This window comes from Terriglobus saanensis SP1PR4, from assembly GCF_000179915.2.
Classification (GTDB): domain Bacteria; phylum Acidobacteriota; class Terriglobia; order Terriglobales; family Acidobacteriaceae; genus Terriglobus; species Terriglobus saanensis.
In genome coordinates this window covers 4358058-4371970 of sequence record NC_014963.1, presented here as the reverse complement: position 1 = coordinate 4371970, position 13913 = coordinate 4358058, and the positions used below count along the sequence as shown (strand labels likewise).

13 protein-coding genes are annotated in these 13913 nt (G+C 56.0%); 8 read left to right on the top strand and 5 right to left on the bottom strand.

All coding sequences use genetic code 11. The annotated features are described in order from the left end of the window. Positions 1-442: 442 nt before the first annotated feature. The gene (locus tag ACIPR4_RS18025; protein ID WP_013570102.1) at positions 443-1756 is read right to left on the bottom strand and encodes a glycosyltransferase; all 1314 of its coding nucleotides are present in this window, start codon (positions 1754-1756) and stop codon (positions 443-445) included. A 128-nt stretch (positions 1757-1884) separates the two neighbouring features. Continuing rightward, complete coding sequence (locus ACIPR4_RS18020) at positions 1885-3189, bottom strand: glycosyltransferase (protein WP_013570101.1); 1305 nt, start codon at positions 3187-3189, stop codon at positions 1885-1887. 144 nt (positions 3190-3333) lie between these two features. Here ACIPR4_RS18020 and ACIPR4_RS18015 point away from each other — a divergent pair, with 144 nt between their 5' ends. After that, the gene (locus tag ACIPR4_RS18015; protein ID WP_041586184.1) at positions 3334-3582 is read left to right on the top strand and encodes a hypothetical protein; all 249 of its coding nucleotides are present in this window, start codon (positions 3334-3336) and stop codon (positions 3580-3582) included. Positions 3583-3667: 85 nt separating this feature from the next. Further along, on the top strand, positions 3668-4060 hold the full coding sequence (locus tag ACIPR4_RS18010) for a YciI family protein (RefSeq protein WP_013570100.1): 393 nt from the start codon (positions 3668-3670) through the stop codon (positions 4058-4060). 524 nt (positions 4061-4584) lie between these two features. Here ACIPR4_RS18010 and ACIPR4_RS18005 read toward each other — a convergent pair. The 3 genes from ACIPR4_RS18005 to ACIPR4_RS17995 all read right to left on the bottom strand — a co-directional run bounded on the left by ACIPR4_RS18005 (position 4585) and on the right by ACIPR4_RS17995 (position 7522). Continuing rightward, entirely contained in the window at positions 4585-6000 is a 1416-nt protein-coding gene (locus tag ACIPR4_RS18005) for a flavin monoamine oxidase family protein (RefSeq protein ID WP_013570099.1), read from the bottom strand. 211 nt (positions 6001-6211) lie between these two features. Continuing rightward, positions 6212-6451 (bottom strand): TetR/AcrR family transcriptional regulator, encoded by a 240-nt coding sequence (locus ACIPR4_RS18000; RefSeq protein ID WP_013570098.1) that lies wholly within the window; start codon positions 6449-6451, stop codon positions 6212-6214. A gap of 324 nt (positions 6452-6775) precedes the next feature. After that, the gene (locus tag ACIPR4_RS17995; RefSeq protein ID WP_013570096.1) at positions 6776-7522 is read right to left on the bottom strand and encodes an SDR family oxidoreductase; all 747 of its coding nucleotides are present in this window, start codon (positions 7520-7522) and stop codon (positions 6776-6778) included. 195 nt (positions 7523-7717) lie between these two features. On the opposite strand from ACIPR4_RS17995, the gene ACIPR4_RS17990 reads away from it, so the two are divergent. The 6 genes from ACIPR4_RS17990 (at position 7718) to ACIPR4_RS21870 (ending at position 13675) form a co-directional block, all read left to right on the top strand. After that, on the top strand, positions 7718-8632 hold the full coding sequence (locus ACIPR4_RS17990) for an AraC family transcriptional regulator (protein WP_049781156.1): 915 nt from the start codon (positions 7718-7720) through the stop codon (positions 8630-8632). A 194-nt stretch (positions 8633-8826) separates the two neighbouring features. Continuing rightward, positions 8827-9405, top strand: a complete 579-nt coding sequence (locus tag ACIPR4_RS22280; protein ID WP_013570094.1) for a TetR/AcrR family transcriptional regulator — start codon at positions 8827-8829, stop codon at positions 9403-9405. Between the two features lie 253 nt (positions 9406-9658). Then, positions 9659-10846, top strand: coding sequence for a hypothetical protein (locus ACIPR4_RS17980; protein ID WP_013570093.1), 1188 nt, complete (start codon positions 9659-9661; stop codon positions 10844-10846). A gap of 81 nt (positions 10847-10927) precedes the next feature. Next, a complete protein-coding gene (locus ACIPR4_RS21875; protein WP_013570092.1) occupies positions 10928-12202 on the top strand; it encodes a hypothetical protein in 1275 nt (424 codons plus the stop codon). Then, entirely contained in the window at positions 12199-12948 is a 750-nt protein-coding gene (locus tag ACIPR4_RS17970) for a hypothetical protein (RefSeq protein WP_013570091.1), read from the top strand. The genes ACIPR4_RS21875 and ACIPR4_RS17970 overlap by 4 nt, the downstream gene beginning before the upstream one ends. Before the next feature lie 4 nt (positions 12949-12952). Further along, on the top strand, positions 12953-13675 hold the full coding sequence (locus tag ACIPR4_RS21870) for a hypothetical protein (RefSeq protein WP_013570090.1): 723 nt from the start codon (positions 12953-12955) through the stop codon (positions 13673-13675). The last annotated feature ends 238 nt before the right edge of the window (positions 13676-13913 follow it).

The window sequence follows — 13913 nt, the reverse complement described above, 5'->3', positions numbered from 1 at the left end:
ATGCATTCTGCTGCGTTACAGCGCGGTTGATGGCGTGCATTTTCAGTTAGTTGCGTGCCGCTGCCAAAATGGCATGGAAGAGGTCATCGGTTCGATCCCGATGCGGAAGAGTGCGGCTGGATTCGCCTTGAAGGTGGCCGCGCGCAGACCTTCGCGCAAAGCCGCCTCCTGCTTTGCCAGCGCATCCTCAAGGTCAGAGATCGCATCGGACAGCTACTCCCGCCGGTCCGCCTCCTATCCCCATCGGCGCCCAGGCGCTCAGTATAGTTCATGAGCACCCTCACTATTGACGGCCACAACAGCGTGAATCCTATCGGGCACTTTGGCCCGATAGAAAACCCTGTCTCAAGGACCGCCCAGGGCTATTGACGCATCGTGTTTCTCTTGGAACATTGACGCTCCACTCGCTCCTGCAACAGAAACTTCATCCTCTTTTATTTCGTTAAAAAAGAACCGACGCCTCCCTGTCTGAAGACTGAGTGATTTTCTGATTATTTCCTGATGAAAGTTTGAAGGCCTTTTCCAACAGATCGACAGCCTTCTCCAGGCCATTGGTGTCGGCGATGATCTTTTTGAAGCGCATGGCATTCTGCCGATATGTCGGATCCGCCATGACCTGACCGATCAGCCGCGATAACCGAGAGACGGAGAGCTTCTGAACCGGTACAAAGTCTCCGGTCTTTGTGTGCGCAATCTTAGCTGCATTCCCAGGCTGGTCATTCGTAACCGGGATAGCGACCATGGGAACGCCATGCGTCAGGCATTCGAGCGTAGTATTCAGACCGGCGTGTGTGATACATAACGTCGCCCGGCTGAGAAGCTCCTGCTGCGGTGCGTAACGCACGACAAGAGCATTCGAGGGAAGGGAATGGATACTCTTTGGATCCAGAGATGGACCGATAGAGAGCACCAACTGGGTCTCCGGATATTGTGCTGCAGCCTCTCCAATCGTGTTGAAGATCGATTCGAGTCCGTTCTGAACTGTTCCCAATGATGCGTAGATCAGCGGTTCTCCTGTGAGGCGGTCCCATGGGAAATCTGTGGGTATACGTCCAGTTCCATCGTGGAATGGTCCCGTGTAGTGGAACTGCGAAGGCCACTGAGGATTCTCAAAGTCGAACTCTTGGGGTGATTGTGTGATCCAGGCCAATTTCGAAATTAGAGCAAAGGGATCATTCCAATCAATCCGCTGCTTCAGGCCGATTCGCTCCGCATAGGCTCGTGCAGCGTTTCTGCAGGGATCGAAGATGTATCGCGTCTGTTCAAGCCCTGAGCGGTTACGGGCGAGCGCTCCAGGACTTGATGCATGTGGCCAATCGAAGATACACAAGGGGGTATATCCAGTGAAGTCCAAATGAAAGGAATTTGAAATGTTGACATAAGGAATGCCTAGATGAAGAGGAACAACTCCTAATCCAAACTGCCCTTCATCGATCACCAAGGCATCGATGCGAGCTTCTTTGATCACCCGAAAAAGATCGTCGATGGAACCGGGGAGCATGTCGGCCAACGCGCTCCAAACGATGGAAAGAGCCTCGATTCCCACCGACCTGCTTAACTTCGCCCTCATCTTTTTGGAATCAATCAAATTATCCGCATAGGGCAGAAAAGGCATTCCAGCCGCACGTGCAAATGGTTCAGTGGGAGACATGCTGACGAATACGACGTCGTGTCCGCGTGCCTGGAACCTCCTGGCGAGAGTGGACGTTGGATTAAGATGTCCTGGAACAGGAACTGATACAAAAGCGACCTTCAATTTGTTTCTCCCGATGAATGCTGGTTATGCGTTATTAGGTTTCGATGAAGAGTCTCCTCGTGAGATGGATACTTGGATCAGGGATCCTGACCGTCTGCTTTAGCTTGAGCCAGCACTCTCTCAGAAGGTCAACCGGCCTTCTGAGAGAGGACATCGTTTACCGCGTCCGAGATCGAGCGCAAGGCATCGTAGCGTGCGAACTCCTTCTGCAGTCTTTGGGCGTTCCTCTTGTACTTTCCCTCCGCAAGAACACTGAGGACCGCGCTGCGGATCTGATCACTGGTGGGACGTCCTGTTTTCAGATTGATTCCAGTCTCCGTCCAGGCAACGCGGGCTGACGTAAAAACCTTCTCTTCCGTATCTCCGGCCACCACCATCGGCACACCCTCACTGAGCGCCATGTTGATGGAACCGAAACCACCGTTGGTGACGAAGACATCCACCTTTGGCAGAACCTTTCCGAAGGGGAGAAAGTGTTCAATCTCCGTGTTCTTCGGCTTCCCGCCCCTGGGCAGGCGGATGACCTCCAGGTCTGGACGCCCTGCGGCGACGATCACCGTCATCTCTTCATTCGCCAGGGCTTCGATCGCAGGTTCGATCAACTGGCTGACATCCCCATTTGCGACCGTGCCCTGCGTCACAAGCACCACGGGTTTCGTTCGATCCAGAGATCCCCACCATGCGGGCAAGGGGGCATTCGCGGAAGCCTTCGGCACCAGATTGCCGATGAACTGGATACTCTTCTTCAGATCGTTCCGTGGATATTCCAGCGCTTCCGCGGTCAAGGCCAAAAAACGATCGGGAAGATGGGCAGCGCAATCGAAAAAGAACTCAGGCAGGTCTGGTGCTCCGCAGGAGCGCAGGACTTCGTTGAAACGCGCCGTCGCGGGCTGCATCATCTTGTAGAAATCCTGTGTCTCCTGCTGGTTGCGTAAGAGTCCCTCTGGCCCCGTGCCCGGTCCCGAAAACGGAGATACGTCGCGACTACTCACGATAAGCGGTATGACCCCAAGGGAGATGACAGGAGGCCGTGCCTCTCTGGGCCCAAGCAACATCGGGAAGCACCCCCAGAACCAGACTTCGGTGACAATGAGGTCCACTCGACCCTCGAAAAGAATCTTTTGGATCGCCTCGTGTTGGTCGGGAATCGGGTTGATCCCGGTGCAGATACAGTCAATATTCAGCGCATTAGGACCTGGTTTCTCATTCGCAGCAGCCCTCTCTGGAAACTCCTCATCCATGCGCTTGTAATTGAAGTTGGCTATGCCCGAGAGGGAGACAAATCGAATGCCTGCAGCCACAACCTGCTCACGAAAGACCGAACCGGAAAGAAAGGTAACGGAGTGTCCGTTCTCGGAGAGATGTCGCGCAACCGCTAACATCGGATTGACGTGGCCTGGGACGGGAGTTACAGCAACGAGAATTTCTGCCATAAAAAATTTCCTCTACAGTGCGATTCGGATGCCAAGAGACACACGAAGCGGGTTATCTTCGGGGTTGGTGTGTGGCGGCGTGAAGAATGTGGTTCATTTACCTCTTATTTGACCGTTCGTTCCATAAAATAGTATAACGGTGCAATGGCACGAACAGAAGAGTTCGATCTGGAAAGGCCCTCGAACGAGGCCGTCGCAGAGAGAGTTCGGATTGGGCGCGAGGGGCTTGAACAAGTGTTGGATTCATCTTCTGTTTCTGCATTGGCGCCGTTCCTGGTCAATGCTTTTTTCGGTCTTCAACTCATCGCGAAGACGCGGCTCACCAAAGCAACCTCACGCAAAACGTCCATGGCGAGGCAGGCATCGTCGAACTCCATCTCGCTTGAGTTCTGAGCGGTTGGCAGTTTGAACCCGGTGCTTCGAACCTGAACTTTGCAACCGAGTCGTTTCTAGTCACGACTCAGATCGGAGCTAAATTATGAACAGTCCACTCATAACACGTGAGCAAGTGCTTGAAGCAAGCAAAGGTATGCTTCAGAAGCAGTTTTATGTTATTTTTTCAAAACCCACCAATGGCATCGAACCAGTTATGGAAAATCTCCCTCGGCATCTTAAGCACCAGTGTCAAATCGAGCGAGATGGGATTCTGGTCGCCGCTGGCCCACATTGGGCCGATGACGAGAAGCATTGGGAGGGAGACGGAATGTTTGTAATACGGGCTACCTCGCTTGCTGATGCAAATCGCCTAGCGGCACTGGATCCGATGCATCAATGCGGGGCTCGAAGCTTCACGATTCGTCCTTGGTTAATTAATGAAGGGTCGTTGAACTTACATATCAGTTTTTCCGATGGGCGCATGGTTCTTGAGTAGGCGCGCTGAGGCTTTGTTCGACAGGATCCAGGGTCGGCTTTAGGGCCTCGAAGATGTAGTGTCACGCTGCGCGCAGATCTCGAAAATCGTGTTTTCTTTGTTTTCGACTGGTTCCGAGATTTGAGTGTATCGACGGGCATGTCAAGTTTATCTGTAGCAATGGTGGTCCAGTCTTCGATCGGGTTTGAACGGCGAATGGATAGACTTTCGATCGGAGTGGTCATCAAGTTTGCTCCAGCATCTGCTTCCGTATGTCCGGCATTCACCCGGCCCGGTACAGAGACGTACCTTTCTCAACAGAGAGATGAACTCTCATAGATGAAAGGGACTGTTATGAAGTTTCTGATGTTGTTGACCTTCTGCATCGGGAAATAGAACTGTTCGGGTACCGATCCAAAGCCTGTGGCGTTGTCGAATCGATCAAATAAAGAGAAAGAAAGGGCCACATCGGAAGGGATGTGGCCCTTGATGCATCTAATAAAATCTCCGGATGCGAAACCTAGCCTTTCGCAAGCTCTTCTTACTCACGCGCGTATTTCCTTCACCACCCGATGCGCCGATTCAATGGCGCCCTGTATCCAGCCGTTCCAGCGGGACGTGTGCTCTCCTGCAAAAAAGATTCTGCCTTCCCTGCGTGCGTTCACCGGAATAGAGCTGAGTTGACCGGGAGCGAATGCCGAAAGACCGCCAAGGTGCCACGGGTCCTGACCCCAGCTCTTTGTTCGAGCCCCTTCAAAGTGTTCGTCGGCTCCAGGGAACACGCTTTCCGCATCCGCGAGTGTTTGTTTTATGCGGCTCTGCATATCCATTTGGTCCAGCTTCGCGGCCTTCGATCCGATGACATAGGACCACAGAAGACCTCGCTGGTCGGGGGATCCCGACCCCATCGCCCAGAAGCGCTCAGAGAGCAGATCGGTATTAGCGAATCCGCTTTGGCCGTTCTTTTTCCAGAACTGGTTCCGCATTTGAAGGAAGGTCTTATTGACCGGAAGGTAGTTCAGTTCCCGAATGGCGCGTTGCTTATCGAGCGGAAGATGCGCGTCAGAGAAGAGATTTTTAGCTACCGAGAACGGAAGCGTGCATACAATATGATCCCCGCGAACGGTCTCGTGGCCTTCTGCATTTTCAATCACCGCCCAGGCGCCACCGTCATCCTGCCCGAGGCTTACCACTTTGCATCCATACCGGATAGCTCCGCCAACCTGGTTTGCCAGCGCCGCCGGAAGCTGATCGTTGCCGCCGGCGATATGGAAATACTGGCGAGATATTTGCTCATTGAGTTCAACCAGAAAAAGCAATCCAGCACTCACGGTGGTATCCCCACCCAGAGTCAGAAGCTCGATGGCGTCCGGAGAAAGACCTTGTTTCTTCAGGTAATCACCAAGCGTGGCGTTATCCTGCTCCAGAATGGCCTTCGGCACGTTGAGCGAATTTTCATCGCCTTTTACTAGTGATTGCAATGGGCCGGCCATGTAACGTTCGGCCAAACCTTTGCGGCCCAGGCGGCGCTCCTCAGCAGTCAGTTGCAGCGGCCAATCCGGTTCGGGGTTGTGATCGCCAACATAGTTTTTTCCGTGAAGATGAACGACGTCTGCGAAATCGCCGTTATGAAAAGGTTCCAGCGTCAGCCCGAATTCACGCACGTAGGAGAGCGTGAATTCGTGAGTATCCGGAATCCTCGTCGCTCCTGTTTCGGCCGAAAGGCCTGGATACAGTCCTTCGCGCAGAGTTTGAACTCTGCCTCCCGCGCGCCCCTGGCCTTCGAGGACGACAATATCGAAGTTGTATTTCCGCAACTCGTATGCGCAGGAAAGGCCAGCCATCCCTCCGCCAACGATAACCACTTTTTTTCGCCGGGGAGCGACAGAGGCAAAGGCAGCATTGGCTCTCGGAGCTAAGGCTGCGGCTGACAATGCTGCAAGGAAAGCGCGTCGGTTCATCAAATCAAGACTCCTCGTCAACGAATTTCATGCAAGATCATCGTTGGGTTATTGCGATCAGATTCGAGAAGAATCCAAGAAAGTCGCGATGGTAGTAGCCAATTGAGCCGGCTGTTCCAGGAATGAGAGAGGGCCAGAATCAATCTCGGCCCGTTGAGCGCCGCGTGTCAGATCGGCGAGTTGCTGTGAGTAAAGTTGGGGAACGATCCGATCATGCGTGGCGGTAATCGACAAGCTCGCTTAGATGGTGCCCGCCCAACGACTGATACCGCATGAGGCTTTGCAGAAACAGCTCATGCTTCGATCCAAAGGTGTCATAGAGGCTTTGGCGCTGGACACCGGTTGCTTCAACCAGCTCTTGAATGGAAGTCGCTTCGTAGCCGTGCTCCCAGAACAGGTGCATGGCGGCATCCAGAGCCTCTTCTTGATCGAACTCCTTTGTGCGTGCCATTGCACCATTATACCTTTTTTCTGGAACGGACGGTCAAGTAAGAGGTAAATGAACCACATTCTTCACGCTGCACACCCACCCCGAAGATAACTCGCTTCGCGTGTCTCTTGCATCCGAATCGCACTGTCCTTGAGACAGGGTTTTGTATCGGGCTAAAGTGCCCGGAAGGAGTTATGCGGTTCTTGGGTTCTCCTCTTTGGTTGAGGGGATGGAGTTGCGGATGCTTTATCTGCTCGTCGCGTGCGTGTTGGGATTTCTGGCATTGTGCCTGATTCCAGTGGGACAAAACCGCTTCACGAAGTATGGCGAGAGAACGCCGAACTCCTACACTCCAGACAGCCAGTTGTTGAACTCGATGACATAGGGGTGTTCGTTCGGGCCTGCATTATTGCGCACTCTCTTTGCCCCTTCGACCACAACTTCGTCGGTGTCGGTGCCCAGAAGCCGCATGGTTTCGTTGAGGAACTCTTGCAGCGGCATCGCACGAGGTTCTTTCGTGCTGTTCAACATGTCGGTCTGGGTCCAGGGCGGAACAATTTCGATGACTCGCACCGAGGTTCCGCGCAGCATGTAGCGCTGGGATAACGCATAGGAGTGCATCGCAGCCTTTGTCGCGCAATACACCGCAGTAAGAGCGAACGGAGTGAAGGCCAACCATGAGGTTGTGTAGAGAACCGCTGCTTCGTTCTGCTTCTTGAGGTGTTCGATCAACGCCGACGTCATCCGAATTGGACCAAGTAGATTCGTTGTGATTGTGGAAGTCAGCAAGTTTTCGTCGAGGATGGCCGCTGCATCATCAAACTCCATGATGCCAGCGTTGTTGAAGACAACGTTCAGGTCTGGATACCGTTCGATGAGTGTCTGTGAAACGAACGCGATGCTGGAGGGGTTCTCAAGATCGAGTTCCAGCGACCGCATGCCTGGGTTGGCCTTAGTCACTTCCTCTAGAAGGTTTTTCCGCCGGCCAGAGATGATGACCTTGTTGCCGAGATTGTGGAGAGCCTCCGCAATACCGCGTCCGATGCCTGATCCCCCGCCTGTGATGAAAACCGTATTGCCTGTCAGCTTCATTGTTCTATTCCTTTATGTCCGCTCATGTTGAGGTCGAGCCGGTGTCTGTAAAAATCCCAAACCGACCTCTTGAAGGTGCGCTACTTCGAGTAGTTCATCTCTATGGAGAAAGGTACGTCTCTGCACCGGGCTACGTGAATGCCTGGCACTTCCAGAAACATGCCTAATCCTTCCAGATACAATACGGTGGTAGAGATGAAGCTACATACCCAGTCCGCGAAGCTGTCAGAGCTCGCAACCTGCCTGCATCGGTATACCGAAACAGCCGCTGCGAGAAACCAGACGACCACTCCGATCGAGGGTCTTTTTATTCGTCGTTCCGACCCAATGAAGCAACCTATGCAGTGCTTGATTAAGCCAGCCCTCTGCATAACGGTTCAGGGAAGCAAGTTCGCGACCTTCGGTAAGAAGCGCTACGACTTCAGCGCCGGACAGGCCCTGGTGGTAACAGTCGATATGCCGGCCCGTGGCACAGCATTTGCCGCGAGCAGCACCCAGCCTTATCTGGGGCTTGTGCTCGAGCTTGATCTGGAAATGTTGCAAACGGTAGCGGACGACATTCAGTTGGAGCAGCCGGCACGAATAAAGGATAAGGCGTGCGTTGCGTTCGTTCTGGAGATGAATGACGAACTCGTAGATTGTGCTCTGCGCGCGGTCCAGCTCCTGAACAGACCCAAGGCCATCAAGGCTCTGTATCCGGCCATCATGCGCGAGCTATGCTACTGGCTGCTGAACAGTCCGTGCGGGGCGCAGACGCTCTTGCTGGGCGGGGGGGAGCACGATCGCAACCTCATGCAGACCATTCATCTGCTCCGCGACCGCTTTCGCGAATCACTCCGCATCGAAGATCTGGCCCGAGCCGCGCACATGAGTCCGACGACTTTCTTTCGGCAGTTCAAAGCCGCTACATCGATGGCTCCGCTTCAGTATCAGAAGCAGCTTCGACTTCTGGAAGCACGACGGATGATGATGTTCGGTGACGCGAATGTTGAAACAGCCGCCTTTGATGTGGGATACGCAAGTCCGTCACAGTTTAGCCGCGAGTACTCCCGCACCTTCGGAAGATCACCGCGGCGGGATGCCTCAACTTTCCGGACGGCACAGGCTTAGGGCCGTCGACGATTTTTTCCATTCTGCGAGTGAGATTTGGAATTGGTCTCCGTCAACATGCTATTCGGCAGGAACGAGCCTGGATCGACGAAAAATCGCTAATACGCTCATCGACCCGTATTAATACCGGCAAGAATGTGGTTCATTTACCTCTTACTTGACCGTCCGTTCCAGAAAAAAGGTATAATGGTGCAATGGCACGCACAAAGGAGTTCGATCAAGAAGAGGCTCTGGATGCCGCCATGCACCTGTTCTGGGAGCACGGCTACGAAGCGACTTCCATTCAAGAGCTGGTTGAAGCAACCGGTGTCCAGCGCCAAAGCCTCTATGACACCTTTGGATCGAAGCATGAGCTGTTTCTGCAAAGCCTCATGCGGTATCAGTCGTTGGGCGGGCACCATCTAAGCGAGCTCACAAAGAAGCACCCCAAAGGCGGCTTACCGCTTATCCGAGCGATTTTTAAAAGTTGTGCTTCCCAGACGGTCTGTGATGCGCGCGGATGCTTTGCCGCGAACTCCGCTGCGGAGCTGGGGAGTTCGGACGAGGCCGTCGCAGAGAGAGTTCGGATTGGGCGCGATGGGCTGGAAGAAGTGTTCGAGCTCTGTTTGGTGCAAGCGAGGGACGCTCGCGAACTCAAGAATTCATCTTCTGTTTCTGCGCTGGCGCAGTTCCTGGTCAATGCCTTTTTCGGTCTTCGGCTCATGGCGAAGACGCGACCCTCTAAAGCAATGATCGATAACGTGGTGTCAGTCACGCTGGCCGCACTGAGTTAATTCATTTGTTCTAAACTTGAACGTTCGTTCTAGAAAGGGCGAAAACATTGGAAAAATTAGATAGCAAGATTCCAGTCATTATCGTTGCGACACATGTGGCCGGGGATCGAAGTGTTGACACAAGTCGGTTCTTCAATACCCGGCTTACTTTCCTCCGGCATGACCACCGTCGCGGCCTGACTCCCAATCAGGAGCGATCTCTTCTAATTCAATCTCACTCCCGCCGTGAGCGGACGGATCGATGGAGACTATCATGAACACCAGCAACCAAGTCATCCCACAATCGGCGGGGGCTCTTACCTTCAACCCCGACGGGGTCCTCTTCGTAGGCGACAGCAAGCTCGGAGCCGTCTTTGCCTTCGAGACGGAACGCGGCCAGGCTCCAGCCTCGCTAGACCCCTTCCTCTTCGAGTCGATTGACGAAAAGATCGCAGCGGCGCTGGGCGTAACGGCGAAAAGCCTTTTGATGAACGGCATGGCCGTCCATCCCGTAACGCGCGAGCCTTACTTGTCAGTCGGCGTGCGCAATGGCGACCGCCTGGAGCCCGCGATTGTGCGCGTCTCGCTTACCGGCGAGATCCACCCATTTGACCTTTCATCATCGAAGGTGACAGTGCACCAACTCTCCGACGTTCCCGACGAGAGCGCTACCTTTAAGTCGCGGGCCGGGACTTTCCCATATCCGCCTGCAGAGGTCTTCGACGAGAAGGCACGTACGCCGATCCGGTCCATGACAATCGTGGATCTGAAGTTTCATGACGGCGAGGTGTTTGTCGCTGGCGTCTCGAACCAGGAGTTCTCGTCCACGCTGCGCCGAATCGCCTATCCATTCACTGGGGCAGCCAGCGAGACCCAACTGGAGATTTATCACGTCGCTCATGGCCGCTACGAAACGCGCGCGCCGATCCGGACCATGCAGTTCGCCACGCTCGATGGCGTAGACACGCTCGTCGCCGCGTACGCCTGCAGCCCACTCGTCACCATTCCGGTTTCAGAGCTGCAGCACGGCGCGAAGGTGAGAGGCAAGACGATCGGCGATATGGGCAACGGTCAGCCCATCAGCATGGTCGCCTACCGTGACGGAGACGAGGACAAGCTGTTCATCACAAATCTCGGTCGCGGCCCCATGATCGTTCCGCTCTCTGGCGTCCGCTCCGCCGAAGGCTTCACACCCGAGAACCGGCCGACCCAGGGCCCTATGCTGGACCAATCGCCCTTCATGCCGGCCGGCCCAGTCGGCAAACAGGTGCTGTTCGTCGGATCGTCGTTGCGGGCGGACCTGTTCAGTGACCGCTTCTTCGTCTCGCTGACCCGCTACGCAGATACCGGCGACCTGACGCTTGAGACCCTGATGGTCAGCCCCCTGCCCGCACGGCTAGACAAGATCTGGGTGGAGGCCGATTTCCCAGGCGTCCAGTTCACGCCAAAGCACGCGGCGTGAACGGCGGGCTTGTCCTTTGAGGGCGACAGAGACGTGCATCTCTGGCGCCGTCCCAACCCAGAACCGAAAAAAAGGAAAAATATGACGAAGCTCAATCTCCTCCCGGCAGCAAGCGGCCTTATCATCGCCACGTTGGCTTTGGCGCCCGCGCCGGCTCAGGCAGCCTCCGGGGCTGCGACCATCGAGTCCTCACGAGCCGCAGCGAAGCTGCAGTACGCCGGGGCACTGACGTTCAGCCCGGACGGCGTCCTCTTCGTAGGCGACAACATTAGCGGTGCGGTGTTCGCCTACCCAATGAGTGAAGGGGCGGCTTCCACAATGGCGGCGGCTTTGGACATCGAAGGTATCGATGTCCGGATCGCCGCGCTCCTCAAGACGCCCAAGTCCAGCGTCCACATCAACGGCATGGCGGTCCATCCAACCAGCCACGACGTCTATCTGTCGGTTTCGTTCGGCGCTGGAAGCCCAGCCTTGGTGAAGGTCTCGCCGGCCGGCGTTCTGTCCAAGGTGGATCTGGCGCGCGCCAAGCCCACCAGTTGGGTTGTCCCTGACGCCCCGACCCCGGATGAACACTTCCGTGACCGAACTGGCGATTTGCCCTTGCCGACGGCCGCCGCCCGAGATCACCTCAAGGCGATGACGCCGATGCGGTCCATGACCATTGTCGACATGAAAGTTCACAATGGAGAGCTGTTCCTCGCGGGCATATCTAACCAGGAATTCTCATCGACGCTTCGGCGGGTGTCCTATCCCTTTAACGGTCGGTCCTCATCGACTGCCGTTCGAATCTACCATGTCGCCCACGAGCGCTATGAGACCCGAGCGCCCATCCGCGCCATGGGGTTCGCCACCATCGATGGTCAGGACACGCTCATCGCCTTTCTCACTTGCAGCCCGGTCGTCGAGATCCCGATCGCGGAATTGAAAGACGGCGCCAAGGTGACCGGTCGGACCGTTGCCGACATAGGCAACGGACAGCCGCTCAGCGTTGTTTCGGTGTCGTTCAAAGGAGAGTCGAGCCTGTTCGTGACGAATGTGGGTCACGACCCGCGCATGATCCCGATTTCCGGATTGCAGAAGGCGGTCGCCTATCTGCCTGAAAATTCGCCTCATGGCGGCGTTGGAGACTGGCGCGCCGAATACCCGCTGGGCCCAGTGGGCAAGTCGCTAATGTTTATCGGATCATCCCTGTTTGCGGACAAACTTGACGACAATCACCTGGTGTCCGTAACGCGTGACGCTCCTTCCGGCTCTCTCAATCTTCAGGCAGTGCTGACTTTTCCATTGCCGGTTAACAACCTGGGCGAGGTCTGGGCGGAGCAAGACTTCAAGGGCGGCGGCCCCGGCGGAAAGTGATCGCTGCCCTCATAGCCGGGATGGCGCTGGCCTCCACCAGCGCCGCTCCGCAAGTGGTGTCGATCTCGCCATCGGCGAGATCGATCCCGGCAAACACCCTCCGCCTCTATGTCACCTTCGACCATCCGGCGCGGGGAGTGGTGGCGACGCGGGATCTACGGCTGCTCGACGACGCTGGTCGGACGATCGACGGGGCGTTCATGGACTTCGGTCAGGATCTCTGGAGTCCCGATGGCCGGCGCCTTACGGTCTTATTTGACCCAGGTCGCGTCAAACGAGGCGTCGAAGGGGACGGCGAAAGCGCCGCCCCTCTTCAGGTCGGCCGCAGTTTTACAGTCGAAGTATCCGGCAAGCGCTTTCACTACCAGGTCACACCTGCGGTCCGCACAGCCATCGCCCCGCAAACCTGGCGCCTTGCCTTGCCCAAGGCCGGGTCGCGTGAGGCCCTTACGGTTACATTCGACCGTGAGATGGACGACGCTCTTCTGCGCGACCAACTTGAAGTTGTAGACGCTCAGGGACGATCCCAACCTGGGCAGGTGACAGCGTCCGCCAGCGGACGAGTCTGGTCCTGGCGTCCGAAGCACGGCTGGCGCATCGGCGCCTATCGACTCGCTGTAGGGAGCAGCCTGGAAGACGTCAGTGGAAACCGGGTCGGGGAAGCGCTCGACCACGACGTCGGTTCACCGGACGCGCCCCACGAGAGTCTGGCCATCCGTTTCACGGTCGAGCGTCATCGGGAGTGACTTTATGACTGAGATACCAATCCGGATCTCTCCTGAGGCCAAGGTCCTCCCCGCCAACACCCTGCGTTTCTACGTACATTTTCCGAGGCCAGGAGAGGCGCACTTCGATCGTGACCAACTCTGCTTGCTGAACGAGGACGATCAGGTGGTGCGCGACCCCTTCCTCGTGTTGTCGCAGGAGCTCTGGTCACCTGATGGGCGCCGCCTAACGGTGTTGATGGAGCCGGGAAGGATCAAACGCGGCCTTGGGGCGGACCCGCCTCACGACCCGGCGCTTGTCGTTGGGCGGGCGTACAGCCTTGTCGTCACGGCGTTCGGGCAGACAGCGCGCCATACGTTCCGCGTAAGCGATCCAGTTCTGGAAGCGGTCAACGAGACCTACTGGCGTCTCGTCTCTCCAACAGTGGGGAGCCTCGATCCCGCCGTCATGCACTTCGACAGGGTTATGGACGCTGCGCTTTGCGAGGACGAGATCGGAGTCCTGACCCCTTCCGGAGAGGTCGTTCAGACGCGTGTGTCGCTCGCACTGGACGGAACCGCAGCGCAGCTTATCCCGAGCAAACCTTGGCGCGCCGGGGAGCACCGCCTCGTCGTCTCTGAACGTCTCGAAGACGTTTGTGGCAACAGGCTGGGCGAGGCTCTGGACCATGACCTGAGCGCGGGCGGACGGCCGCGGGCCGGGATGATCAAGTTCACTCCGCGCAACGCCAACGCGTCCTCAGTTTAACGGGAGAAGGTGATTCGAAAAGTGCCGCAAGAATCAACGCCTCAAGAAAGCTCAGTCCGTCCGCTTTCAGCAGGCGTGTCCTCAGTGCATCAAAACGGCGGGCGGCGAGACTAACGCAGAACATTAGACTTTGTGTCGGGAGGTTTCGATTTGCATCGTCATGATTGATTGAATAATTCAATTATCTACGACGATACAAAACCATGCTTGAAAGTTCTCTCCCTGTACCCCAATCTCT

Excerpts from the sequence above, each read along its gene's own strand:
- ACIPR4_RS21875 (WP_013570092.1), top strand. The coding sequence starts at position 10,928 with ATGACGAAGCTCAATCTCCTCCCGGCAGCAAGCGGCCTTATCATCGCC.
- ACIPR4_RS18010 (WP_013570100.1), top strand. The coding sequence starts at position 3,668 with ATGAACAGTCCACTCATAACACGTGAGCAAGTGCTTGAAGCAAGCAAA.
- ACIPR4_RS18005 (WP_013570099.1), bottom strand. The coding sequence starts at position 6,000 with ATGAACCGACGCGCTTTCCTTGCAGCATTGTCAGCCGCAGCCTTAGCT.
- ACIPR4_RS18020 (WP_013570101.1), bottom strand. The coding sequence starts at position 3,189 with ATGGCAGAAATTCTCGTTGCTGTAACTCCCGTCCCAGGCCACGTCAAT.
- ACIPR4_RS17980 (WP_013570093.1), top strand. The coding sequence starts at position 9,659 with ATGAACACCAGCAACCAAGTCATCCCACAATCGGCGGGGGCTCTTACC.
- ACIPR4_RS21870 (WP_013570090.1), top strand. The coding sequence starts at position 12,953 with ATGACTGAGATACCAATCCGGATCTCTCCTGAGGCCAAGGTCCTCCCC.
- ACIPR4_RS18000 (WP_013570098.1), bottom strand. The coding sequence starts at position 6,451 with ATGGCACGCACAAAGGAGTTCGATCAAGAAGAGGCTCTGGATGCCGCC.
- ACIPR4_RS18015 (WP_041586184.1), top strand. The coding sequence starts at position 3,334 with ATGGCACGAACAGAAGAGTTCGATCTGGAAAGGCCCTCGAACGAGGCC.
- ACIPR4_RS22280 (WP_013570094.1), top strand. The coding sequence starts at position 8,827 with ATGGCACGCACAAAGGAGTTCGATCAAGAAGAGGCTCTGGATGCCGCC.
- ACIPR4_RS17995 (WP_013570096.1), bottom strand. The coding sequence starts at position 7,522 with ATGAAGCTGACAGGCAATACGGTTTTCATCACAGGCGGGGGATCAGGC.
- ACIPR4_RS17990 (WP_049781156.1), top strand. The coding sequence starts at position 7,718 with ATGAAGCTACATACCCAGTCCGCGAAGCTGTCAGAGCTCGCAACCTGC.